Annotated in this window: 17 protein-coding genes; 7 read left to right on the top strand and 10 right to left on the bottom strand. The window is 65.2% G+C overall.

The window, feature by feature from the left end:
- A partial coding sequence (locus tag D618_RS0116565; protein ID WP_017672656.1) for an S-layer family protein occupies nt 1-7904 on the bottom strand: 7904 nt, incomplete at its 3' end.
- Nucleotides 7904-9664 carry a ShlB/FhaC/HecB family hemolysin secretion/activation protein gene (locus D618_RS0116560; RefSeq protein ID WP_017672655.1) on the bottom strand — a complete coding sequence of 587 codons (1761 nt, stop codon included), beginning with the start codon at nt 9662-9664 and terminating at the stop codon, nt 7904-7906. The genes D618_RS0116560 and D618_RS0116565, both read right to left, overlap by 1 nt.
- A 364-nt stretch (nt 9665-10028) precedes the next feature.
- Here D618_RS0116560 and hisC point away from each other — a divergent pair, with 364 nt between their 5' ends.
- Together hisC and D618_RS0116550 are read left to right on the top strand one after the other, a co-directional pair.
- The gene (gene hisC / locus D618_RS0116555; protein WP_017672654.1) at nt 10029-11129 is read left to right on the top strand and encodes a histidinol-phosphate transaminase; all 1101 of its coding nucleotides are present in this window, start codon (nt 10029-10031) and stop codon (nt 11127-11129) included.
- A complete protein-coding gene (locus D618_RS0116550) occupies nt 11126-12037 on the top strand; it encodes a prephenate/arogenate dehydrogenase family protein (RefSeq protein ID WP_017672653.1) in 912 nt (303 codons plus the stop codon). The genes hisC and D618_RS0116550 overlap by 4 nt, the downstream gene beginning before the upstream one ends.
- A gap of 179 nt (nt 12038-12216) precedes the next feature.
- Here D618_RS0116550 and D618_RS0116545 read toward each other — a convergent pair whose 3' ends face one another.
- Together D618_RS0116545 and D618_RS18765 are read right to left on the bottom strand one after the other, a co-directional pair.
- Nucleotides 12217-13599, bottom strand: a complete 1383-nt coding sequence (locus D618_RS0116545) for a M24 family metallopeptidase (RefSeq protein ID WP_238550706.1) — start codon at nt 13597-13599, stop codon at nt 12217-12219.
- Nucleotides 13600-13710: 111 nt separating this feature from the next.
- The gene (locus tag D618_RS18765) at nt 13711-14427 is read right to left on the bottom strand and encodes an HAD-IB family hydrolase (RefSeq protein ID WP_152414804.1); all 717 of its coding nucleotides are present in this window, start codon (nt 14425-14427) and stop codon (nt 13711-13713) included.
- Between the two features lie 144 nt (nt 14428-14571).
- On the opposite strand from D618_RS18765, the gene D618_RS0116535 reads away from it, so the two are divergent.
- The 5 genes from D618_RS0116535 to ribH all read left to right on the top strand — a co-directional run bounded on the left by D618_RS0116535 (nt 14572) and on the right by ribH (nt 18676).
- Nucleotides 14572-15684 (top strand): ABC transporter permease, encoded by a 1113-nt coding sequence (locus D618_RS0116535; protein ID WP_017672650.1) that lies wholly within the window; start codon nt 14572-14574, stop codon nt 15682-15684.
- Entirely contained in the window at nt 15681-16529 is an 849-nt protein-coding gene (locus D618_RS0116530; protein WP_017672649.1) for an ABC transporter ATP-binding protein, read from the top strand. The genes D618_RS0116535 and D618_RS0116530 overlap by 4 nt, the downstream gene beginning before the upstream one ends.
- Nucleotides 16530-16608: 79 nt before the next feature.
- Nucleotides 16609-17556 (top strand): MlaD family protein, encoded by a 948-nt coding sequence (locus tag D618_RS0116525; protein WP_017672648.1) that lies wholly within the window; start codon nt 16609-16611, stop codon nt 17554-17556.
- Between the two features lie 11 nt (nt 17557-17567).
- On the top strand, nt 17568-18194 hold the full coding sequence (locus D618_RS0116520; RefSeq protein WP_017672647.1) for an ABC-type transport auxiliary lipoprotein family protein: 627 nt from the start codon (nt 17568-17570) through the stop codon (nt 18192-18194).
- Nucleotides 18195-18253: 59 nt separating this feature from the next.
- Complete coding sequence (gene ribH / locus D618_RS0116515) at nt 18254-18676, top strand: 6,7-dimethyl-8-ribityllumazine synthase (RefSeq protein WP_017672646.1); 423 nt, start codon at nt 18254-18256, stop codon at nt 18674-18676.
- Nucleotides 18677-18697: 21 nt separating this feature from the next.
- Here the strand turns inward: ribH and D618_RS18760 are convergent, their stop codons facing one another.
- The 6 genes from D618_RS18760 to D618_RS0116485 form a co-directional block, all read right to left on the bottom strand.
- The gene (locus D618_RS18760) at nt 18698-19732 is read right to left on the bottom strand and encodes a flagellar motor protein MotB (protein WP_017672645.1); all 1035 of its coding nucleotides are present in this window, start codon (nt 19730-19732) and stop codon (nt 18698-18700) included.
- A 3-nt stretch (nt 19733-19735) separates the two neighbouring features.
- Nucleotides 19736-20599: a flagellar motor stator protein MotA gene (gene motA / locus D618_RS0116505; protein WP_017672644.1), complete on the bottom strand. Its 864-nt coding sequence runs from the start codon at nt 20597-20599 to the stop codon at nt 19736-19738.
- A 149-nt stretch (nt 20600-20748) separates the two neighbouring features.
- Nucleotides 20749-21597 carry a flagellin gene (locus tag D618_RS0116500; protein WP_017672643.1) on the bottom strand — a complete coding sequence of 283 codons (849 nt, stop codon included), beginning with the start codon at nt 21595-21597 and terminating at the stop codon, nt 20749-20751.
- A gap of 18 nt (nt 21598-21615) precedes the next feature.
- Nucleotides 21616-22947 carry a flagellar hook-associated protein FlgK gene (flgK, locus tag D618_RS0116495; protein ID WP_017672642.1) on the bottom strand — a complete coding sequence of 444 codons (1332 nt, stop codon included), beginning with the start codon at nt 22945-22947 and terminating at the stop codon, nt 21616-21618.
- Nucleotides 22944-23306 (bottom strand): rod-binding protein, encoded by a 363-nt coding sequence (locus D618_RS18755; RefSeq protein ID WP_017672641.1) that lies wholly within the window; start codon nt 23304-23306, stop codon nt 22944-22946. Before D618_RS18755 ends, flgK begins: the two co-directional genes overlap by 4 nt.
- Nucleotides 23303-24436 (bottom strand): flagellar basal body P-ring protein FlgI, encoded by a 1134-nt coding sequence (locus tag D618_RS0116485; RefSeq protein ID WP_017672640.1) that lies wholly within the window; start codon nt 24434-24436, stop codon nt 23303-23305. Before D618_RS0116485 ends, D618_RS18755 begins: the two co-directional genes overlap by 4 nt.
- Between the last annotated feature and the right edge of the window lies 1 nt (nt 24437).

The following is a 24437-nucleotide window of genomic DNA, read 5'->3' as shown; positions in this document are numbered from 1 at the left end:
GGTGGCGGGCCGGCATGGACGACCGTCGTCGGGCCGGTTTCGGTAATGCCGCCGCCGCCGCAGCTGACCGCGCTCAGCAGGCAGCCGTTGACGCTGGAATTTGATGTGAAGCCGCTGGGGCCACCGCTGTCCTGTCCAGCGCTGGTCGAGCGCGGGAAGATCAGATCGCGCACAGAGCTGCCATTGCGGACAATGTCGCCGCTGTCGAGAAGCTGGCCGTAGATCACCAGATCAATCGGGCTCGATGCGCTGCTCTGCGATGAGCGGGGCACGATCTCGAAACTGCCGACGCGGCCGAAGAAGCCGGCATTGAGCAGGCTGGTGCCGGTGTTCTGGATCAGCAGCGCGCTGCCGACGTTGAACTGCAACCGCGAGGCCTGGATCACCCCATCGGGCCGTGACGTGGCGATGGGCACGCTGAGCGCAGTGTCACGCCCGGTGAAGTTGACGTTCTCCGCCAGCCTGCCGAGCAGATCTGCGCTGGCGATATGGATGTTGTTCGCGGTGATCGACAGCGTTCCGCCTGGCGAACTGCCGTTGAGGAATAGGCCGCCGGTGTCGGCGTTGATCTCCACCCGGCCTGCATTGAGCGCGACACGGTTGGTGGTGGCCATCGAATTGAATATGGCATTGCCGTTGACCCGGATGGTGCCGGACGTGTTGATTGTGAGGCTACCTTCGGAGCCGTTGAGGTTGATGCCGCTGGTGGCGGCCGATCCGTTCATGGTCAGCGCGCGGATCTCGACCCCGGTGCCCGTCGAAGAGACATTGGGCGCGTTGATGACGATGCTCTGCGCGCGGATGCGCGCAATTTCGTTGCCGTCGAGCGTGTAGCCGCTGGTGCTGCTCTGGCTGTCGCCGCTGCCGCCGATGATCACAGGGCCGCTGCGGTTGGCGGTCAGCGTCAGCGTGCCGGTGCTGGCGTTGCCGAGGCCTCCCGCCTGCGAGAAGGCGATGTCGGCCGAGCTGATCGTGATGGTCGGTGCGACTGCAAGGCCGCCGAATACGGCGGTGCCGCCGACATCCAGACTGATCCGCGTGCCCGCCTGGATCGCACTGCTTGCCGAGAAGCCGCCCGTAGAGGCGGACAGCAGCGTGCCGGTGGTGACCGGCGCGCCGATCGAGACACTGCCGCCCACGCGCACCGGCGTGGCCGCCAGCAGTGCATTGAGATCGATCGTCGAAATAAGCCCGGTCGGCGAAATCGCCGAGCTGTTCGAAATCAGCGTCGTTCCCGTCGTGCCGGTGCTGATTGCGCCGGTGTTGACCGATTGCGACGCCAATAGCAGCGCCGATGTGCCCGTGGTGACGTTGCCGGTAATGAGGCTGCCGCTCATCGCTGCCGCCAGAATGGCGTTGGTCGCCTGCAACGCGCCGGTGGTTACCGTGCCGCCGCGCACGCGGATCTCGTTGGTCGAGGCGATCGCGCCGGTGGTCAGACCCTGGGTGCTGCGGACGAACACATTGCCGCCAGCGGTGATCGCACCGGTCGAGATGCTGACCGCATTGCCGACATTGCCCTGGCCGTCATCCGATCCGATGCCGACCGAGCCGAAGCTGTTGATCGTTCCGGTGGTGATGGTGCCATTGGCGCCCAGGCCGATGCTGAAGCCGCTGGTCGGTGCAACGCCGGGACCGGTGGTGCGCAGGTTGCCCAGCGTCAGGTCGCCGCCGACGATCGTGCCGATCCAGCTGCCTGCGGTGATATCGCCGCCGGTCACCGATCCGTTGACGTTGAATTGGGTGTTGGCCGATGATGTCAGCGTGCCGAATGTCAGGTTGCCAGCGGTGGCCGCCATCGCGATCGCGCCCGCCGTGCTGGTGACGTTGGTCAGCGCAATCGCGGTACCGCCGATGTTCACCGTGCCGCCGGTGATCGCACCGGTGGAGGTGAAGCTGGCCGCGCGCGAGCGCAACTGCGCAGCGCCGGTGGTCGTCACTCCGCCGATGCTGACCGCGCCCTCGCCATCGACACCGACCTGGCTACCGTTCAGCGTGCCTGCGGTGATCAGCCCGGTCGTGGCCTGAAGCGTCGCTGCGCCGCCCGCCGCGATATTGCCCACGGTCAGATTGCCGTTGGTGGCGTTGATCGCGGTCGCGAGCGTCGAAGTGAGGCCTTGGGCAGCAATGCTGTTGGCGGTGATGCCAATGCGTCCGCCATTGGCGATGATCGCGCCGGTGGCGTTGAAGGCCGTGCCGACGCCAGCCAGCACATTGCCGGCCGAAACAGGCCCGTTGACGGTCAGGCTGCCAGTCGTGCGCACGGGTGCCACGCTGAACAGCGGGGCGGGGTTGAAGTCTGCGCCGAGCAGCGACACCATCGATGTGTTGCCGACATAGAAATGATTGGTGGCACCCGTCCCGGCGGAGACCGGACCGTTGAACAGGATGTCGCCATTGCCCAGTGCAATGATGTTTTCACCGCTGCTTAGCGATCCGGTGGTGATGGTGCCGGGCGACACGATGCCGATGTTGCGCGCACCTGTCAGATTGCCGACCTGAACCGATCCGGACCGCGAGAGCAGGCCGACGCTGTAGGTGGTCGTGGTCCCTGCGCCTGAGGCATTGACGTTGCCGCCGGAGATGTTGCCCAGCGCTTCGACAGCAAACTCGAGCCCGGTCACGGCATTGCCGAACTGCACCGATCCTTGAGCTTCGATATCGGTATCGTTGGTCGACTGGATATTGCCCAGCGCCATGTTGCCCGCGCGGGTATCGAGCACGATATAGTCGCCCGCCGTGAGGTTGCCGATCGTCAGATCGCCCGACTGGACCAGCAGATCGATGTGGCCGGTGCTTGCGGTGGCAAGCCCCAGCGTCAGGCCATTGGCCGCCGTCATGGCGATGAAATTGGCAGCGCTGACCGTGCCTGCGGTGATCGCCCCGCTGGTCGATGTGAGATTGATGTGGTTGCCGGAACCCAGGTTGCCGAGCGCCAGGCTCGCGCCGCTGATGCCGATGACGCCGCCACCGGAGATATTGCCCAAAGTGACCGATCCGGGCACCGAAATCGCGATATCCTGCACGACATTCAGGTTGGCGGTGACGATCAGGTTCCCGCCCGATTGCAGCTGCAGGGCATTGGCGTTGATCGCGCCGATATTGCCAGGCGCGGTCACCACCGTATCTGCAACATAGGTGCCCGCAACCAGACCCACCGCAGCCGCGCTGAGCGATCCGTTGTTGATCAGCGTCGAAAGCCGGCCCGGGGTGGTGAAGGTGAAGGTTTGGCCTGCGGTCACCGTTGCATCGGTGACACGGATGTAATCTTCGACAATGTCGGTCGGCTCGGGCGCGTCGCCAGTGTTGCCGATGTTGAAGATGATGCTGTTAGCGGTGACATCCCCGTTGGTCGCCCGGAAGAATGATCCGGTCTCGTAGAAAGTTGCACCAGTGACTGCGCCCGAACCGCCCGTGCCCCGCGCAATCGCGGTGATGGTGTTCGCGACAAGCCGGCCGCGGTTTGCGGGCGCGGAGAACTGCTCGGTGCTTTCCACGCCGATGACGCCGCCGATGGCATTGCCGCCATTGCCCTGGACGGCGCCATTGCCGCCCGCGCCGCCATTGGCATTCGCCAGAAGCGTCAGATTGTTGACCTGCACCAGCGAGCCACGGGTGGCGAAGAAAATATCTCCGGCAACGCCGAGCCCACCATTTCCGCCATTTCCATTGACCGTGGTGCCCGTGCCACCATCGCCGCCCGCGCCGCCGAAGCCGCTGGCTTCGACTACGGCATCAGCCATCGTCATGAAACCGACAGGAGTAGGATTGGGCCCATTGGTGATGGTGCTGCTGACGGTTCCGATCTGTGTGGTGCCACCGGTTCCGATGCCGCCCGCGCCGCCAATACCGCCTGCGCCGGCTGTCCCGGTGCCCCCTGCTCCGCCCGCTCCGCCAAATCCATTCATCGTGACCTGAAGGTTCAGGAGGTCGAGTTGACCATTGCGCGCGGTGCCGATCGCCTGGGTCCGGCCGCCGGTGGCGTTGCCGCCTGCGCCGCCAGCTCCGCCGGTCGCACCGGTCGCGCCCGCGCCGCCAGTGCCACCGAAGGCATCGGCAGACAGGAATGCGTTGTTGAAATCGAGCAAGCCGACAACCGTGCCTGCACCCGCAATCAGCGTTGCAAGCCCGCCGGTCGCATCACCGCCACGGCCACCGAGTGCGCCATTGCCGCCGCGCCCGTTCGCCGAAATGAACAGATCGCCGCCGGTCATCTGCGTGTTGTTGGAGCCGAAGCGCGATGTGCCGCCGGTGCCGCTACCGCCGTTTCCGGCGATGACCGAGTCACCGCCGGTGCCAATGGCGTTCATCGAGATGGGGCCGCCAAAGGTGAGATTGCCGGCGACTCCGATCGTGCCGCCTTCGCTCACTCCGCCGATGGCATTGCCGCCATTGCCGGTATGCGCCAGCCCGCCAAAGGCATTGGAGGCCATGGTGAGCGCACCACCCAGATTGATCGTCCCGTTGCCCAGGCTGCCGATGACGACCGCCGTCCGGCCGCCAGTCGCGTTACCGCCGTTGCCCGATACCGTGCTGTTGCCGCCGAACGCACTGGCGTCGATCGATACGCCACCAGTGATATTGATCGTGCCCGGTCCTGCCGCCAGTTCTACCGTGCCGCCAAGCGCATCGCCGATTGTACCGGTCACTGCTGACCCGACACCTGCGATGGCATCGGCAAACAGACTGCCGTTGACGGTGATCCCGCCGCCTGCACCGGCAGCGAAGACGTTGACAGCGCCGCCCGTCGCTGCGGCTGAATTGCCCGCGCCATCATCGACATTACCGCTCAGGCCCTGAGCCGAGAGGAAGGCGTCCTGGTTGAGCGTGATCTGACCGGTGCCCTGCGACAACAGGCTGATCTGGCCGCCCAGCGCGGCTCCGCTGCTCGCCCCGCTGGAGGCCGATCCACCAAAAGCACTCGCGTTGAGCGTGGTGATGCCGCCAATGGTGACCCTGCCGGTATTGTCGGCAAAGATTTGTGCGATCCCGCCATCGCCCAAGCCACCGAAATTTCCAGTGCCCGATGCGTTGCCGCCAAAGCCTTGCGCGCTGCCATTGGCTGCTCCCGCGATCTGGATGATACCGCCGGGGATCGCTCCGATGATGGCCTGGCCACCAGTTCCTGTACCGCCCGAGCCCACGCTCGAAGAGCTTCCGCCCAGGCCATCTGCCCGCGTTTCGCCGGTGCCGCCGATTGCCAGCGTACCTGCGCCTGCGCCAAGATTGGCCAGGCCACCGATGCCGTCGCCACCGCGGATTCCGCCCAGGTTCGCTCCGCCAAAGCCGCTCGCATCCACCGATGCGTTGCCGGTGATGGTGATGTTGAGATCGTTGACCGCGATGCGGGCATCGCCGCCGGTGCCAGTGCCGGCAATGCCGTCGCCGCCGCCCTGGTTGGCATCGCCAGTGCCCGTTGCGGTGACATTGGCGCTGCCGTCGATCGTGATCCGGCCCGCCGAAGCTTGCGATATCGAGGCATTGCCGCCGGTGCCGTTGCCGCCATCGATTCCTGCCAGCGCGGTGCCAAAGACAGAGCCATTGGCTGCGACGCTGACATCGCCGGTGATATTGATGATGCCGCCGGTCAGCGCCACGATCTGCGCCAGTGAGCTGCCGGTGCCGCTGCCCGACGATCCGGTCCCCGGGGTGGTCGCTGATCCGCCCACGCCCGATCCATCAACCCCAGCGCCATTGAGCAGATTGAGCTGGCCGGTGTTGCGCGCGACGATCTGTGCGTTGCCGCCGGTGCCGTTGCCTCCAAAGGTTGCCGCGCCGCCAAGGCCAAAGGATTGGACCTGTGTGGTCCCAGAAATCGTGAGGTTGCCGCCGGCAGCGTTCTGGAAGATGATGGCTCCGCCGCCTGTAGCGTTGCCGCCCAGGTTGCCGGTCGCAAAGCCTTCGCCGCCAGTCGCGTTGGCCTGCAACACCAGGTTGCCAGCGATGTTGAAGATCCCGCCGGTGCCTTCCATGCTGATGCTGGCGGTCCCGCCGGTCGCCGCACCGCCTGCCGCGCCTGCTGCAGAACCGGCCGCGCCGCCAAAGCCGAAGGCCAGGTTGGAAAGATCACTCTGAAAGTCGAGCGTGCTTGCGCCCTCGGTGCTGAGGAAGATTTCTCCGCCCTGGCCTATACCGCCATTGCCCGCATTGGCGCCTGCGCCGCCAAAGCCTGCGACGTCTGCCAGAAACGCGCCCCCGAACCGGGCCAGATGCCCCGATCCTTGCGCGAACAGGTTGATTCTTCCGCCAAAGCCTGCCCCGCCCGTGCCGGTTGCAGTGCCACCATCGTCAGCGCCTGTGCCAGCGGCAATCAGTTCGGTGCTGCCATTGATCAGCAAGCTGCCATTGCTGCCGAGGGTGAACAGGCTGATATTGCCGCCACGGCCAAAATTGCTGCCGATCCCGGTGGTCTCATTCGGGCCCGCAAAGCCCGAGGCATCGGCGCGCAGGTTGCCGGCAACCGCGATCAGCCCGCCGTCATTGGCCGCGATCTCGATCGTTCCGCCGGTTCCGCTGCCGACGTTGCCGCTGGTGGAACTCGATCCGCCGATGGCCACCGCGCTCAGATCGGCATTGCCTGAAAGGCTGATGACCGCACCATTGGCGGCTGCCATCCGGATGGTTCCAGCGGTGGCGTTGGCGCCTTCGGTAGTCGGGTTGGAATCGGCGGACAGCCTCAGGTCGCCGCCGACGTTGATCGATGCTGTGGCGCCATTGGCATCAAAAATGGCCGAATTCGCGCCAAACGCCTGAACATCGCTGAAGAAATTGAGGTCGCCATTCAGCGATTGCGCCAGGAAGCTGCGCGATGCCGCGGCAGTGAGCGACGATGTGATATCGGCAGGGGTAATCTGGATGTCTGCGGCCTGCGCCGGATTGACCGGCGCGTTGGTATCGATGAAATCGCCGAACACATTATAGCCCGCCGACAGGATGATCGAGTTGCCGACCACATCGGCTGCGCCTGCCACATCGAAGCCCAGCCGACTGCCCGAACCGATCGCCATGGTGATGGCGTTGTTCTTGGGCACCGCGACCATGTAGATCCGATGGTTGTCTCCAGCGCCGCTGCTGACCGCGCCGCCCGTCACGCCCGAGTGGCCGATTGCGATGCCGCCGCTGCCGTCGGTTCCGGTGGTCACCTGGATGTCGAAAAGGCCGTTGCCGCCAAAGGTGATCGTCGCTGCTTCCGCGCCGACGTACAGCGCCGATCCGTTGACGTCGACCGTGCCCGCCTGGATGACGGTGGGCGCGACCATCGCGACATAGCTGTTCTGGGGCGTCGCCTGGATCAGCGCACCAGGCTGGACGATCACCGACGAACCCGGGCTGGCCGGGCCGAGCGTGAACGATCCACCGGCGTTGATGAAGTTGCCCGCGCCGTCGCGCGCGGGATCGGCGCTGGTCAGCAAAAGTCCACCCACGTCGATCACCGAGGTCGCGTTCACCACGATGCCGCCGGGGCTGTAGAACCAGACGTTGCCGCCGCTCACCAGTCCCGCCGCGGTTTGCAGCTGGCTGATGATCGTGCCGTTGAACTGCACCATTCGCGAAGGATCGGTCGGCAGGATGCGGTTGAGAACCGTGAACTGGTTCTGCGCGGTCGGGTTGTTGCGATAGACGACCGTGCGTCCGCTGGGCAGGAAGTTGATCGGCCCGCCACCGATGCCGGTATCATTGGTGGTCCAGTTGATGACCGCCTGATTGGTATCGACCCGGATATCGTCGTTGCCCGTGGTGCGGTTGATCACCACGCCGCCCGAGACGACGGTCGGGTTGCCCTCATAGGCCTGGGCATGCGCGCTGCCCGATCCCCCGATGGCGAGGCCCGTGGCCAGGGCCATCGCGGAGGCCGCCTTGGCCAGCATCATGCGGCGTGCGAACAAGGTGCGGTTATCAGCCATCAGCGGGCTCCCCAGGGCAGTAGCAAGGTGGTGAGGGTGAACAGGACGCGCGGGTCGGGCGTGTCGGTGAGCAGGCCGGCGCGCTCTGTCGGCACCGCCACGGTCACATCCAGCCGGAACCGGTCGTTGAGCCGCGCGCGCACGCCGCCGCCAACCGAAGAGAGGCGCTGCGGATCGCCGGGGCGTCCGTCATCCCAGGTCCAGGCGACATCCATGAAGACGAAGGGCTGGAACGAGAAATCGGTTTCCTTGATCGGCGTGATCTGCGGTCCGCGCAGTTCTGCCTGGAAGCCCACGCCGTCGTCGCCCACGATCGTGCCCGGATCATAGCCGCGTCCGATGGTGAAGTTGCCGCCCGAATATTCCTCGAAGCTCAGCACCGGATTGAACGCCAGCTGGCCACGCCCGCGGATGAAGACCGACGCATTGTTGCCCAGTGCCGCTTCGGCGGAAAGCTCGCCGCGGATCAGCGTGGAGGTGGGGTCGCCATCGCCGCGCGTGGTCGGCGTGCGCACCAGCGCGCAGACGAAATTGCACGGGTCGCTCGCACCTAGAATGTCGAGCCCCTGGCGGAATTCCAGCTGCCCTGCCATGCGCCAGCGCGGCTCTGCGCCATTGGCCATGTCGATCGCTTCGCCGGTCACCTGAGCATAGGCGATGCGCAGCCGGTCGCGCGACAGCGGACCGATGAACGCGATGTCCTGATCGACATAGTCGAGGCCGATGGCGGTGTAGACCGAAGCAGCCTGGCTGCGCAGCACCGGATAGCGCGCCTCTGCACTGGCGAGCAGCGTGGTGGCATCGATCTTGGCCGCGACGCCTGCGGGCAGGTTGATGTTGGGTTCGGTCCACGCATAGGTGAACCGTCCGGCCAGCGTCAGGCCTTCGCTGCCCACCCGGAACTCATGGCCCGCCTGAAAGATCTGCTGTTCGCGAAATTCCAGCGTCGAATAGGCCGAGACATAGGTGCGGTCCCCCATGCCGGTAAGGCCATAGAACTGCGCGCGCAGCTGTGCGCCATAGGGCCCTGCATCGCGCGCCGCCATGTTCTGGACGTTGAGGTCGACCTCGAACGGGGTGCGGCGCACGGTGACATCGCCGATCAGTTCACCCGGACCGGTGCCCGCCGGCACCAGTGTCAGGCGGATGTCATAGCCCGGCAGATCGCGTGCGAGCAGCAGATAGCGTTCGGCCAGCCGCTGGTTGAACACCGTGCCATCGGTCAGCCGCTCGAGATAATTCGCGACCAGCTTCTCGCCACTGCCAGCATCGCCGCGCACGCGGATCGAGGTGAGCTTGGCGTAGAGCACCTCGAACTGCACGACGCCATTGTCGATGCGCTGGGTCGGCACCTGCACGGCGGCGATATAGCCATCGCGGCGCAGCTTGGTGGCGACGGCATCGCGGATTTCGCAGAGCACCGCGACCGGCTGATCGGTACCGATATACTCTTCGTAGAGCGGGCGCAGCTCGATCGGTGCGACCGGGCCCAGGTTGTTGAAACGCGCTTCGGTGAGCCGCAACCGCACATTGGCATAAGCCGGGTCTGCCAGCGGGCAGGGCGCGCGCTCGATATCACCTTCCACCGTGAGCCGTGCGGGCCGATCCGCACGCGGCTGAACCGGGCGTTCGATCTCTTCGCGGGTGAGCGGCGACGGCACATTGACCTGCTGGGCCTGGCCAGCGGTCGTCCACAGAATCGCGGCACCGGCGACGGTTCCCAGAATCAGTTGTCGTGTGCGGAAAGGTCGCGTCGGCAAAGTCACCCCCTGTAGCCTGTGCGGACACCGGGGAGGAACGGACACTCGCCATCACCCCGGACCGTATGCTGGATTGCACAGCAGCTTTTTTCGCGCTTGTACATTCCCGGGCGACCTTGGGTGTGTCTTAACTCACCGTCAATGCGGGGGCAACCTGCAATTCATCGCAGGTTCAGCAGATTGTCCTGAGTTAACATGCGGTTGGAGCAGGCGCTCTCGGTCTGGTCGACCATCGACCGTGAGCATTGATTTCATTAACCATTTTTGCCGGCCCGCACCGCAGGGCGCACCAGGCCAATCGGGTCCGGGGCTTTGCGCCCTGCGCACTTCCCTCTTCGCCCGGTTCGCGCTATGCGCGCGGCCCATGACCAGCCAGCCCCAGCCCAAACCATGGATCGAGGCGATTCACGCCTATGTGCCCGGAAAATCAACCAGCGATGACGGTCAGCCGCTGATCAAGCTTTCCGCCAACGAGAACCCGCTGGGCTGCAGCCCTGCGGCGCTGGATGCGCGCTTGCAAGGGCTGGCGCTCGCGCCGTCGCTCTACCCCGATCCCGACAGCACAGCGCTGCGCGCGGCGATCGGGCGACGGCACGGTCTTGACCCGGCGCGCATCGTGTGCGGCACGGGATCGGACGAATTGCTCAATCTGGCCGCGCAGGGCTATGCCGGTCAGGGCGACGAGGTGGTCTATGTCCGCTACGGTTTTTCGGTCTATGACATTGCGGCCCGTCGCTGCGGTGCGACGCCCATAGTTGCGCCAGACAACTTCTACGCGACCGATGTCGATGCGCTGCTCGCCTGCGTCACCGATGCGACACGCGTGGTGTATCTCGCCAATCCCAACAATCCCACCGGCACGCTGACGTCGCGCGCGGACATCGCGCGGCTGCATGCCGGGCTTCGTTCCGATGTGCTGCTGGTGCTCGATCAGGCCTATGCTGAATATCTGAGCGAGGACGAGGACGATCACGGCCTGGCGCTGGCCAGCGCGCACGACAACGTGCTGGTCACGCGGACCTTCTCCAAGATCTATGGCCTTGCGGGCGAACGGATCGGCTGGGGCTATGGCGCGCAGGGGATCATCGACACCTTGAATCGCATCCGCGGCCCGTTCAACGTGACGCTGACCGGCCAGGCCGCAGCGCTCGCAGCGGTTGAAGACGAGGATTTCGTCATCCGATCGCGCGATCACAACACGCGCTGGCGGCAATGGCTGGCCGATGAGCTGGGCCAGTTGGGCAACCATGGCGTCCGGCTGGTCCCCAGCCACGCCAATTTCCTGCTGGTGCTGTTCGAGGGCGATGTGACCGCTGAAGCGGCTTACGAAGCGCTGATGCAGGCAGGCTATATCGTGCGCTGGCCCAAGGGTCAGGGGCTGGGCCATGCTTTGCGCATCACCATCGGGCGAGAGGCGCACATGCGCGCCATCGCTGCCGTGCTGCGCGATCTGGTTTCGGCATGAGCGCGCCGTTCGACACCATCGCCATTGTCGGGCTGGGTCTGATCGGTTCGTCGATCGCGCGCGCGGTGCGCCAGAGCCTGCCCAATACGCGCATCCTGGGCTATGACCGCAACGTCAATGTCTGCGCGCGGGCCGAGGCGATCGGGCTGTGCGATGCCTATCTGCCGGCGTTCGGCGCCGAGCTGGCCGAGGCGCAGATGGTCATCCTGTGCGTGCCGGTCGGCGCGATGACCGCCGCCGCTGCTGCCATGGCGCCCCATCTGTCGGCTCACGCGATCATCAGCGATGTGGGATCGTGCAAGGCGAGCGTGCTCACCGCGCTGCGCGGCGCGCTGCCGAACGCGATCATCGTGCCCGCGCATCCGGTGGCGGGGACGGAGAACAGCGGCCCGGAAGCGGGCTTCGCATCGCTGTTCAAGGGCCGCTGGTGCATCCTGACCCCTGATGCCGATGCCGACGCCGAAGCCTGCGAGCGGGTCGCCGCGTTCTGGCAGGCGCTGGGCGCGAACGTCGAGAGAATGGATGCGGCGCACCACGATCTGGTGCTCGCCGTCACCAGCCACCTGCCGCACCTCATCGCCTACACGATCGTCGGGACCGCCAGCGATCTGGAGGGCGTGACGCAGAGCGAGGTGATCAAATATTCGGCTGGGGGCTTTCGCGATTTCACCCGCATCGCCGCGTCCGATCCGGTGATGTGGCGCGACGTGTTCCTGTCCAACAAGGACGCGGTGCTCGAGATGCTCCAGCGCTTCTCAGAAGACCTCTCTGCCCTGCAGCGCGCGATCCGCTGGGACAAGGGCGACGAGCTGGAAGAGCTGTTCACCCGCACCCGCACCATCCGCCGCTCGATCATCGAACAGGGCCAGGATGACGCGAAGCCCGATTTCGGGCGCGAGCATAAGTAGGGGTTTGCTGATCGCGCCTTCCCTGCCCTGAGAGGGAGGGGACCAAGTAGTCGCAAAAGGCGCAGGTTGCGCACTCAGCTTCTCCAATCCGCTCAGCCTGAGCTTGTCGAAGGCCCCGCTATTCGGCCGGCGTGGGCGCGGGTCCTTCGACAGGCTCAGGATGAGCGGGGGTGGTTAGATCAATCCCCCACAGCATCCCCCAAAGGTTCGGTCGGCAGCGCCTCGGGCGCGGGCAGTGTCGCCTCGGCCGGCACCTCGACAGGCCGATCCGCCGCGCCCTTGATCAGGTGGAACGCGCTCTGCCGCCCGTCGAGATAGCGGACCTGCTCGCCGTCGAAGACCATGTCCTCCTCGGTGCGGAACGATACCGCCTGATCGCCCCATTCGGGCACGTTGTTGGTGACCGCCAGCTCGATCGACCATGCCGTGCTGGCGCGGACGAGATAACGGCCCGCCGGGCTGCTGTCCTGATTGTCCCAGAAGCCGATCGCAGGTCCCGCACCATGGCCGTGGAAGCCGATGGGGTGCGAATAGATGCTGGGCTGATAGCCTGAGCTGATCGCCCGCGCCCGGGTGGCTGCGAGCAGATCGTTGCCGGTGAGGCCGACGCGGAATTCCGCGGTCAGCATGTCCTGCACCGCATTGGCAGCGGCAAGCCCCGCCTTCAGCCCCGCCGGTGCGTCTGCCTCACCCGGCTTCAGCACATAGGCCAGATGCTGGGTGTCGGTGTTCAGCCCCAGATACTTGATGCCGAAATCGGTCCACAGCATGTCGCCCGGCTGGATGATCGCATCGCCGGTCAGTTCGCCCGCCTCGCCTGCGCGGAAGATGTTGAGCGAGGGGTGGAACCAGGTGTCGAGCCCCAGGGCGTTGATCTTGTCGCGCATCCACCATTGCACATCCTCGGCGCTGGTCTGGCCGGGCGTGATCACCGCGTCGGACAGGGCTTCGGCGATGATCGCGTGCGCCAGCCGGACGATCGAGGGATAGACCTCGAGTTCGGCGGGAATGCGGCTTTCCAGCCAGCCGATGGCGAGCGGCCCAGCGGGCACGATGCGGCTGCGCAGCTCTTCGGGCAGCGCCGCCATGAAGTCCTCGTGCTGGCTGTGCGTCAGCCCGTCGGCGAGCGCGGTCTGGCCCGAGACGTTGAGCGCGATTTTCTGCGGATTGCGCTCTGCCACCACCTCGGCCAGCCGCTTCCACTGGTCGGGCTGCTGCTCGGGCGTCCACACGGGCGCGAACATGTCGGCCAGGCCATAGCGGCTGACCGTCAGCCGTTCGATTGGCTTGCCCTCGCCGGGGTCGAAAAACACCAGGATCGTGCGCCGCCGCGCGTGCATCGAGCGCGCATCGAGCATCGTTTCGACCACCGGGTCTTCGGCATATTCGCGCGCGATCAGCACCCACATGTCGACGCCCTGTTCGCGCATCAGCGCGGGGACGACGGTTTCCAGCCGCTGCTTCAGCCAGGCATCGCGCAATTTCGCCTGTTCGCGCAGCGGCAATACGGCGGGGTAATCGGGGGCTTCAGCCTCGACGGTGTTGCCGGCCGATTGGGCCATCGCCGGCACAGCGAATGCAAGGCAAGCGGCGATCGTGGCGGAAAATACGTTTGCGGCGATAGTCATGGAGTTCCCCGAATGTGGCGCGGCATGCACCATTGCGGATGAACGCTAGCGCGGCTCGCCCTGGTACGCCACCCCGCGTGGTGCGGCAGGACCCGCCGGCCAGTCGAGCTCGGGCCAGCCCTGCGCGCGTGCCACGATGCGCATCGGCATGTGCGCGTTGGTGACAAAGGCTTCATCGGCCAGTTCCAGCATGGGCACGTCGGAGACATGGTCGGAATAGCAGCGGATGTGGCATGCTGCGGGGTCCAGCCGGTGCTCGGCAAGCCATTCGGCGATCATCTGCGCCTTGTGCGGGCCATAGCAATTGTGGCCCGCGATCCTCGCCTGCACCGTGCCGCGCGAAACATGCAGATCGGTCGCGATCACATCGTCGATGCCCAGCCGCCGCGCGATCGCCTCGACATACAACCGGTACGAGGCGGTGGCGATGACGATGCGATAGCCCTCGGCGCGGTCGGCGGCGATCCGGTCCAGCGCACCCGGGCGGATGTTGGTGTCAAAGACATGATCGGCGTGTGCCGCCATGGGGTCAGCCAATAGCGCCACCCGCAACCCGCCCAGCAGCAGGCGCTGGTTGATCTGCTTCAGCTCGTCGCGGCTGACAAGGCGCAGCACATACGCGATGGCCGCCAGCACCGAGACAGGCAGCAGCAGAAGCCGCCAGGGGGCGTTGCGCAATGCCATCCACAGCAGAAAACGCGCATAGGTGGGGTGGACGGTGATCGTCCTGTCCATGTCATAAAAGGCAAGTTTGTCCCCCACGGTCCGGAGCTTTAAGGCCAAATCGACGCGAAACAAGCAGGCGCGTGTAACTTGTTGCCGTCGCGCCTGGCGGAGGCTCCTGCGACGGATGGTGCGCCAATGTGCTTGTGATCGCACCGTTTATCGCACAAAGATGGCTGCGATATGGGTGCCCCAGCCGACTTTGCGATCGAAGAGCGCGGTGAGACCGGCGCGGTGCTGCGCTTTAGCGGCAACCTCGACATCACCACGATCGCCGCACTCGACAAGAGGCTCAAGCAGGTCGAACAGCCGATTGGCCTGATCGATATGGCCGATACCGGACATATCGACACGGTCGGCGCGTGGATCGTCTATCGTCTGTCGCGCGATCAGGGCTGCGAAATCGTCAACCTCAGCGAATCGGGCGGTCGCCTGGTCGAAGCTGTCGGCAAATCGGATCTGGGCGATCTGCAGCCGCCGCATCGCCCCAATGCCGTCACCCGCATGCTGGCCAGTGTGGGCGACGGCACCATGATGGCGCTCGGCTCGATGCTGGGCATGCTCAGCTTCTTCGGAGCGCTGGTGCGCGCGCTGGTCTCGCTGATGGCGCATCCGGGCCGAATCCGCTGGGCGGCAACGGTGCGTCATTTCGAACTGGTCGGCGTGTCAGCGCTGGGCATCGTCGGGCTGATGAGTTTCCTGATCGGCATCGTCATCGCGCAGCAGGGCGCGGTGCAGCTGCGCCAGTTTGGCGCGGAGGTGTTCACGGTCAATCTGGTAGGGCGGCTGACGATCCGCGAACTGGGTGTGCTGATGACCGCGATCATGGTCGCAGGCCGTTCGGGCAGCGCCTTTGCCGCGCAGATCGGCACGATGAAGCTGACCGAAGAGGTCGATGCCATGCGCACCATCGGCGTGTCCCCGGTGGAGGCCCTTGTGCTGCCGCGCGTATTCGCAGCGGTGCTGATGATGCCGCTGCTAGGCTTTTATGCGATGATGGTCGCCATGGGGGGCGGTGCGTTCCTGTGCTGGATCGTGCTGGAAATCCCGTTTGCGACCTTTGTCGTGCGCATCCAGGAAGTCGTGCCGATCACCGATTTCTACGTCGGCATGATCAAGGCGCCTGTGTTCGGCCTGATCATCGCGCTCGCCGGCTGCTACCAGGGCATGCAGGTGCGCGGCAATGCCGAGGAGGTCGGCGCGCGGACCACCGCCGCCGTGGTGCAGGCGATCTTCATGGTCATCGTGCTCGATGCGTTCTTCGCGGTGTTCTTCACGGAGATCGGCTGGGGATGAGCGCGGCACGGGACAAGGACTGCGAATTTGCCATCCGCATTGCCGGGCTGACCAACAGCTTTGGCGATGACGTGGTGCACGACAATCTGTCGCTCGATGTGCGCCACGGCGAGATTCTGGGCGTGGTCGGCGGATCGGGCACCGGCAAATCGGTGCTGATGCGCTCGATCATCGGCCTGCAGACGCCCGATACCGGAACCATCGAGGTGCTGGGCGAATCGATCCTGGACGGCGAGGAGGAGGATGTCTCGATCCGCAGCCGCTGGGGCGTGCTGTTCCAGGGCGGTGCGCTGTTTTCCACGCTGACCGTGGCGGAAAACGTGATGGTGCCGCTGGCCGAATTCTATCCCCGGATCGACCACCGGCTGCGCCGCGAGATCGCGCTGTACAAGATTGCGCTGTCTGGTCTGCCGGCGGATGCAGCGGACAAATATCCGTCCGAGCTGTCGGGCGGCATGAAGAAACGCGCTGGCCTGGCCCGCGCGCTCGCGCTCGACCCGGATGTGCTGTTCCTCGATGAACCTACCGCCGGGCTCGATCCGATCGGCGCGTCGCGGTTCGACGAGCTGACCCGCGAATTGCAGCGCACTTTGGGCCTCACGGTGTTCCTCATCACCCACGACCTCGACACGCTGCACGAGATTTGCGACCGGGTGGCGGTGCTGGCCGATCGCCAGGTGATTGCCGTCGGCACGATCCCCGAACTGCTGGCGCTCGACCATCCGTGGATTCAGGAATATTTCAACGGCCCGCGCGGCCGTGCTGCGGCGGTCAGCCATGCCGACGAGGAACGGCGCAAGAACCGGCACCCTGCGCAGACCCAGAGCCGGGGGTTCAAGCGATGACGCCAGATCACGTTCCGGGGAACGACCGTGCCGCATTGGCGGTAGACAGCATCAGAACATCAGGGGCATAACCAAAGCCATGGAAACACGCGCCAATCATGTCTGGGTGGGGACCGTCACCCTGGTGCTCCTGGCGGGCATCGCCGCTTTTGTCATCTGGCTGGCGGGCCTGGGCGAGACCGATCGCCACAAATACGATATCTTCTTCAAGACCTCGGTCGATGGCATCGCCAAGGGTTCGGTCGTCGCATTCTCGGGCGTGCCCTCGGGCCAGGTGACCGAGATTGCGCTGTGGGCCAAGGATCCGCAGTTCGTGCGCGTGCGCATCGAGGTCGACGCGCATGTCCCGATCGTCGAGGGCACCACCGCCACCATCCAGGGCGTGGGCTTTACCGGCGTGTCGCAGATCCAGCTCGACGGCGCAAAGCAGGGTGCACCCGCGATCACCCAGCCGGGGCCGGAGGGCGTGCCCGTCATTCCCACCAAGCCCGGCGCGCTGGGCGAACTGCTCAACAATGCGCCGCTGCTGCTCGAACGGCTGGCGACGCTGACCGAGCGGTTCACCCAGGTGCTGTCCGACGAGAACCAGAAGTCGATTTCGGTGCTGCTCAGGAATTCGGGGCGGCTGACCGGCGAGCTGTCCGACACCGCGCCGCAGCTGCGCGCCGCGCTGGCCGAACTGCGCGTCACGCTGACCAAGGCGGGCGTGGCAGCAGAGCAACTGGGCATGGCCGCGCAATCGACCAAGGATGTCCTCGATTCTGAAGGGCGGCCGCTCGCCAAGCAGCTGGCGCGGACGCTTTCGGAAACCGACAAGACGCTCGCCAAGCTGACCGAGACGATGGAAGAGGCCAAGCCCGGCCTGCGCCAGTTCTCCACCACCACTTTGCCCGAGACCGAGGCGCTGGTCCGCGACCTGCGCGTGACGGCCAGAGCGCTGTCGGCGATTACCGAGAAGATCGATCAGGAAGGCGCCACCGGCCTGCTCGGCGCGCCCCCGCTGCCTGACTACAAGCCCAAGAAGTGAGAAGGCGAGCCATGACCGCGATGCCGACAACCGGAGCCAGCCGTGTGACCCAGATGTTCCGTCCCCTGCTTGCCGCCGGAGCCACCGTGGCGCTGCTGTCTGCCTGCGTCAGCTTTGGCGACAAGGCCCCGCCGCAGTTGCTCACCCTGACCTCCGATGCCGCACCGACCGCAGGATCGATGGCGTTGGCATCGGTGACCGAGGCGATCATCGTCGATGTGCCCACGGTCGAACGCACGCTCGATCAGGTGCGCGTGCCGGTGCAGGTCAGCGACAGCGCCATTGCCTACGTCCAGGATGCGGTCTGGGCGGACAAGCCGGCGCGGCTGTTCCGCGGCGTGCTCGCCGAGACGCTCGCCGCCAAGAGCGGCAGGCTGGTGCTCGATCAGGTCGAGACCGGGTCCGAACGCGGCATGATGCTGTCCGGGCAGCTCCAGCGTTTCGGTTATGACGAGGGCATGGGCGCGGTCGTGGTCCGCTATGACGCGGTGATCCGCAAGCCGGGCAGCCCGCTCCGCAAGCAGCGGTTCGAGGCGAGCGAGCCGGTTGCAACGGTCGATGCCGTCAGCGTGGGCGCGGCGCTCAACCGCGCGGCCAATACGGTCGCCACCCAGGTCGCCGCCTGGGCGGTGAACTGACCTCACCGCCGTTCCAAGTTTCCGATCTACCATCACCTGATTTCATAGGGGCAAGACACATGGCGCATTTCCTCATCGTGGAGGCACGCTTCTACGACCATCTCAACGATCTGCTGATCGAAGGCGCGCGCGCCGCGCTGGATGCTGCGGGCCACAGCCATGAAACGCTGACGGTTCCCGGCGCGCTGGAGATTCCTGCGGCCATCGCCATGGCGTCCGACACGCGCCGGTTTGACGGCTATGTCGCGATCGGCGTGATCATCCGCGGCGAGACCTATCATTTCGAAGTCGTCTCGAACGAAAGCGCACGGGCGATCATGGCGCTGACGCTGGATGGAATGCCGATCGGCAATGGCATCCTGACCGTGGAGAACGAAGCCCAGGCGTTGACCCGCGCCAAGAAGGACGAGAAGGACAAGGGCGGCGACGCCGCGCGCGCCGCCGTTGCCATGCTCGAAATTTCAGAACGGCTCGCGAGCTGATCCCCGCTTCCCGAGGGCGTATCAGCCCTTGGGTAACGGCGAGGGGATTGGACGCGACGGCGGCGCGCGTGAGGGCAGGGGATCACCCAGTCCCCCACCTGCCCGCCGCGAAGGCGAGTCCGCCGGACCATCCTTTGCCGGTCCCCCGACAAACCCCAGCGTGATCGAGATGCGGCGGTTGGCCGGATCGTTGCGATCGCGCGGGTTGTAGGGCTCCTTGTCGGCCACGCCTTCGATCCTGTACACCTGCGAGGCATTCATTCCGCCCACCACCAGCGCCTTGCGGGTCGCTTCGGCACGCGCGGTCGACAGCATCCAGTTGTTCATCGTCTTGCCAGAGGCATAAGGCAGTGCATCGGTGTGTCCGCGGATGATGACCGGGTTGGGCATGCCGTTGACCACCTGGGCCACTTCGCTGAGCAGCTCGGCTGCCTTGGGCACCAGCATGTCGGTCGACCGCGCGAACATGCTGAAGTCCGCCTTGTCCACCAGATCGATGCGCAGACCCTCGCGGGTGTCCGTGAAACGGACATTCTCCATCAGCTTCTTGAGATCCTCGCTGGACCCAAGACGCTTTTCCAGCTGCTCCTTGAGCTTCTCGAACTGCTCCTTCTCCGCCTGCTGCTGGACCTTCTTCATCGCTTCGCGCTGCTCGTCGGTCAGCGAGCTATAGGCGCTCGTGCCCGCTTCGTCGGCAGTCCCGGTCGCATCCTGCGGAATGGTGATGGTGCGCGTTCCGGTTTGCCCGGCGCGGTTGGGATAATCATCCTTTGCCATGATCGCATCCCCGCCGAACAGGCCGTTGGAGCCTGCGCTGCCCGCTTTCAGCTCGACGATGGTCGGCGCGAAATAGTCGGCAATCGCCTTGCGGTCCTTTTCCTCGGTCGCGCCCAGCAGCCACATCAGCAGGAAGAACGCCATCATTGCCGTCACAAAGTCGGCATAGGCCACCTTCCAGGCGCCGCCATGATGGCCGCCATGACCTTCTTCGATGATTTTCTTGACGATGATCGGGCGAACATTCTCGACCGGATCGGCTTTGCGCTTGGCGGCCATGGCTTAGCGGCCCCGCATGCCGTCGAACACGTCGGCGAAGGTCGGCTGGTTCGAATGACCCAGGCTGGAGCGGGCGGCCTCGATCACCAGCGGCTGCGGGTGACCGTGCAGCGACGCGATGATGATCTGCTTGGCGACATGGTAGATCGCGCCATCGGCCTCGATCACCTGCTTGCAGCGGTTGGCGAGCGGACCCACCAGACCATAAGCCAGAAAAATCCCCAGGAACGTACCAACGAGCGCCGAACCGATCATTTCACCCAGAATGGCAGGTGGCTTGTCGATCGAGCCCATGGTCTTGACGATCCCCAGAACGGCCGCGACGATGCCCAGCGCGGGCAGGGCATCGGCCAGGCTCTGCAGGCCATCGGCCGGCGCTATGGCTTCATGATGATGCGTCTTGATCGCCTGGTCGACGACGTCCTCGACCGCATGCGGATCGAGCTGGCCGGACGAGACGACGACCAGACGCAGCGAATCGCAGATCAGGTGGATCAGCGTCGAGTCCTTGAGCAGCACGGGATATTCGGAAAACACCGTCGAGCTGTTGGGGTCTTCGATGTGCGGTTCCAGCGCGACCGGTCCTTCGGTGCGCAGCATCTTCATCAGCTTGGAGACCAGGAAGATGCAGTCCAGGAAGTCCTGCTTCTTGTATTTGGCGCCCTTGACGGCCGTCATGACGCCGCCACCGATCGCCTTGAGGTGCGGGCCCGAGTTGCCGATCAGCATCGAACCGGCTGCAGCCCCGCCAATGATCATCATTTCGAGCGGCAGGGCGTGCAAGATCACGCCCATGCTGCCCCCGGCGATGATGAAACCGCCGAAAACCATGCCAATCAGAACGACGAAGCCAATAACTGCGAACATGGCGGTTCCCTTGATCGTGACGCACGCCCACCGGACGGTTGGCGCAATGAGGGCCGAAAATCGGCCCGTTCAGATCGTAGAACGGCTTTTGTTGGTCGTGGTTAAGGGCAAAACAGGGTTAACAGCACGCGTTTGTTGGTTAACGCGGGTTAACGCAGATAGTCGATCAGCGACTGCTGTGAAATCTTGGCGTAGACCGCCTGGGTCGCCTGCAGGTTGGTCAGCAGCGTCTGCAGGCGGGTCAGTGCCTCGGTGACATTGGCATCCACCAGTTCGGACTTGCGTGTCGCCAGCGACAGCTTGCTCTGTGTCAGTTCCTCGCGCGCAGACTCGATCGAGCCCTTCACCACGCCCTGGCGGGTGAGCAATTGCGTCATCCGGTCGATCGCTCCATCCAGCGCTGCCAGCTGTTCGCCGCGCTCTGCCGCCGTTCCCGTCCGGATCGAAGCAACCGTGTCGGCCATGATATCGGACAGCCTGGCAGGTCCGCTGCCGGTTTCGATATCGTCCTGCACCTCTTCAAGATTGGGCGCGGCATCGACATAGCGCGCTTCGCCGATCGGCATCCGGATACGGGCTCCGGATCCGAACAGCGGGCCGCCAAAGTTGTCGCGCTGATTCAGCGCATCGGTGAAATCCGATGCGATGCCCTCGACCTCCAGCGCCAGCACGGTAGTATCGTTCCCGGCGATGGTTCCGGTGTTGGCCTGCAGCAACAGTTCGCGGGACCGGATCAGGCCGTTGACGATGGTGTTGAGGCTCGCCTCGGCCTGGCTGGCGCGGGTGTCGGCGCGGCTGAGGTTGTTGGTCCAGGCCGCCTCATCCGACTGAAAGCGCGAAATGGTGGCCGCTTCCAGCCACGCCTTGGAATCGTCGGAAGGCGTGGCCACGCGGCTGCGCCCGCTGACCAGCAGCTGCTGGTCGGTGATCTGCTGGCTAAGCCGGACCTGCAGGCTGACCTGTTCCGGTGCGCGGTAGCGGTTAACGGACTGGACCATATTTGTTCATCCCGACTCTTAAAATACGCCCAAAATGGCTTGCATCGTCTCGCGGGCGACCTGGATCACGCGGGCCGATGCCTCATAGGCCTGCTGCAGCCGGATGAGATCGGCGGCTTCGCGGTCCAGATCGACCCCTGATATGGCATCGCGCCGCCGGCGTGCGCCCTCGTCCAGCGCGGTGGCGGCATTGGCCTCGCTGCGCACCGACGCGACATTGGTGGCAAAGCCTGCCAGAAAATTGTTCCAGCGCGTTTCCACCCCATCGGCCGCGCGCAGATTGGGCATGGTCAGCAGGTTGCCATTGGGGGTTCCATCGGCGCTCGCCACGGCCAGCGCGGCGACATCGGTGGTTGTCACGGCCAAGGTGGAGATGTTCCCGGTCATTGACAGCAGCGGCGCGCCAGGGGCACCCGCCATGGTAAAGCCCTGCGCCTGCCAGCCGTTGATATCGTCGACGAACTGCTGCGCAAGCGTGGTCAGATCGTTCATCCGCCCCTGCGCAGTCGCTCCGGCGCGGCTGAGCCCGGCGAGCGATCCCTCGCTGGGAACGGCAACGCTCACGCCATCGACCTGCAGCGCAAGGCTGCCATCCACATTGGTCGCTGCAGTGACCGTGGCGGCAAAATTGACCCCTGCCAGCTGCTGGCCGCCATATGTGATCGTGGCGGTGCCATTGGGGGCGAAGCTGATGCCGGCGTTCAGCTTTTCGGTGATCGTCGCCAGCATCGCGTCGCGCGAATCCAGCAGCCCGGCATGGGCATCGGACCCTTCCTTGGTGCGGGTGATGTTGAGGTTGATCTTGTTGAGATTTTCCAGCGCCGCATTCAGCGTGTTGGCTTCCAGTTCGGCGCCTTGCGCGACCTGTGCCGAAGTCAGCTGGATATTGGTCGATGTCCGGCGAAAGGCGTCAACCACGGCATCAAGGTCGCTGAGCAACGAGAGCTTGAGCGCGTTGTCGAAAGGGGCAGCGGCAACCTCTTCGGTGCGTCCGAAGAACGAATTGAGCCGGGTGCCGACATTGGACCCGGCGTTGTCGAGATTGGTTTCCAGCCGTTCTAGCCACGCAAGCTGCGTTTCGGTGCGGATGCGGGCGGCCCCGGTCTGACGCACCTGTGCTTCGATGAATTCGTCGGACGCGCGCACCGTATTGGCAACGCGTACGCCATTGAGGCCGCTTTGTGCGAAATAGTCGGGGTTGAGCGAGGTCGATACCGTGGCATCGGTCAGTTCGACGCTGCGCCGGACGTAATCGGGGTTTTCCGCGTTGGCGATGTTGTGCGAGACCGCTTCCATCGAGCGCGAATAGGCCCGAATTCCGGATCGTCCGAGGCTGAGCAGATCGGTCATGGCTTATCGACTCCAAACTGCTTGAGCACCATTTCAGCAATGCCGAAGCTCTGCTTGTCGGCCATGTCATCGGCCAGTCGCGCGTCCATCATGTCGCGGAACTGGTCGGATGCGCTCGATCCCAGCAGCGTGTCGCCGCCGGTGGCGCTGCGCATCGCGCCAATCATCTGGCGCAGGAAGATCGCCTCGAACGATTCCGCCGCCTTGGTCAGCTCGGCCTTCTTGTCCGCGCTGGCATTGTCGCCGGCAGCGTCCTTGGCTTGCAAGGCAGCCGCCGTCGCCCGGGCCTTGAGGTCCAGCGGCGGCGCAGCGCTGGCACGCGCCAGCGGGAAAGCTGCAGAGGCGGACATGATGGTCACAGGATCACCAGCTCCGCCTTCAGCGCGCCAGCCTGCTTCAGGGCTTCCAGGATCGCGGCAAGGTCGCTCGGCGATGCGCCGATGGCGTTCACTGTCTCTACAATCTCGGACAAGTTGGCACCTCGCTTGATTTCGAACGCCGGGTTGGTTTCTTCCTCGATCGCGACCTGGCTGCGTTGTTCCACGGCGGTCTGGCCCTGGCTGAACGGCGCAGGCTGTACGACGGTGGGCGCTTCCTGGACCTTCACGGTCAGCTTGCCGTGGCTGACTGCTGCCGGGCCGATCCGCACTGCGCCGTTGATAACGACAGTACCGGTGCGCGCGTTAACAATTACTTTAGCCGGGGCCTCGGCGGGGGTGACCGGAATGTTCTCGATTCGGGACATCATCTGCACCCGTTCCTGCGCGGTGACGGGCGCAGCGATGCGGACGGAGACCGCATCATTGGCGACCGCAAGCGCATAGCCGAACTGGCTGTTGATCGCATCGGCGACCCGCATCGCGGTGGTCAGGTCCGCATCAGCGAGGTTGAACAGCAGATAGGGCGTCTGGTCGAAGCCGGTATCGACCGCGCGCTCGACCGTCGCGCCGCCCGCGATGCGACCGACCGAGGGAATGTTGACGACGGTGCTCGATCCATCGGCACCGCTGACCCCCAGACCGCCGACCGCCAGGTTGCCCTGCGCCATCGCGTAGATCTGACCGTCTGCGCCCAGCAGCGGCATCATGATCAGCGTGCCGCCGCGCAGCGACTTGGCACGGCCCAGCGCCGATACGGTGATGTCGAGCCGTTGGCCGGGCTTGGCCATCGCCGGCAGCTCTGCGGTCACCAGAACGGCAGCGGCGTTCTTGGTGGCGGGGTTGATCCCCGGTGGCAGCGACAGGCCAAAGCGGTTGGTCACGCCGCGCATGCCGACGGTTGCGTATTCCAGGCTGTCATCGCCGGTGCCGGCCAGGCCGACGACAATGCCATAGCCGGTCAGCTGGTTGGCACGCAGTCCCTGAAAGCCGCCCAGATCCTTGATCCGTTCGGCAGCGGCCGGCTGCATGGCAGCCATGAGCGCCAGCGCCAGCACGGCGACCGCGCGAAACAGGGCAGGGAACGGCTTGGTCATGGGCGAGTGGGTCATG

It is taken from the genome of Blastomonas sp. AAP53 (assembly GCF_000331245.1).
Classification (GTDB): Bacteria; Pseudomonadota; Alphaproteobacteria; order Sphingomonadales; family Sphingomonadaceae; genus Blastomonas.
The sequence above is the reverse complement of the archived record's forward strand: the minus strand, read 5'-3'. Positions and strand labels throughout refer to the sequence as shown.

What these genes read in the sequence shown, in the direction of transcription:
- hisC (WP_017672654.1), top strand. Translation starts at nt 10,029, where the DNA reads ATGACCAGCCAGCCCCAGCCCAAACCATGGATCGAGGCGATTCACGCC.
- D618_RS0116550 (WP_017672653.1), top strand. Translation starts at nt 11,126, where the DNA reads ATGAGCGCGCCGTTCGACACCATCGCCATTGTCGGGCTGGGTCTGATC.
- D618_RS0116545 (WP_238550706.1), bottom strand. Translation starts at nt 13,599, where the DNA reads ATGGCCCAATCGGCCGGCAACACCGTCGAGGCTGAAGCCCCCGATTAC.
- D618_RS0116535 (WP_017672650.1), top strand. Translation starts at nt 14,572, where the DNA reads ATGGGTGCCCCAGCCGACTTTGCGATCGAAGAGCGCGGTGAGACCGGC.
- D618_RS0116530 (WP_017672649.1), top strand. Translation starts at nt 15,681, where the DNA reads ATGAGCGCGGCACGGGACAAGGACTGCGAATTTGCCATCCGCATTGCC.
- D618_RS0116525 (WP_017672648.1), top strand. Translation starts at nt 16,609, where the DNA reads ATGGAAACACGCGCCAATCATGTCTGGGTGGGGACCGTCACCCTGGTG.
- D618_RS0116520 (WP_017672647.1), top strand. Translation starts at nt 17,568, where the DNA reads ATGACCGCGATGCCGACAACCGGAGCCAGCCGTGTGACCCAGATGTTC.
- ribH (WP_017672646.1), top strand. Translation starts at nt 18,254, where the DNA reads ATGGCGCATTTCCTCATCGTGGAGGCACGCTTCTACGACCATCTCAAC.
- D618_RS18760 (WP_017672645.1), bottom strand. Translation starts at nt 19,732, where the DNA reads ATGGCCGCCAAGCGCAAAGCCGATCCGGTCGAGAATGTTCGCCCGATC.
- motA (WP_017672644.1), bottom strand. Translation starts at nt 20,599, where the DNA reads ATGTTCGCAGTTATTGGCTTCGTCGTTCTGATTGGCATGGTTTTCGGC.
- D618_RS0116500 (WP_017672643.1), bottom strand. Translation starts at nt 21,597, where the DNA reads ATGGTCCAGTCCGTTAACCGCTACCGCGCACCGGAACAGGTCAGCCTG.
- flgK (WP_017672642.1), bottom strand. Translation starts at nt 22,947, where the DNA reads ATGACCGATCTGCTCAGCCTCGGACGATCCGGAATTCGGGCCTATTCG.
- D618_RS0116485 (WP_017672640.1), bottom strand. Translation starts at nt 24,436, where the DNA reads ATGACCCACTCGCCCATGACCAAGCCGTTCCCTGCCCTGTTTCGCGCG.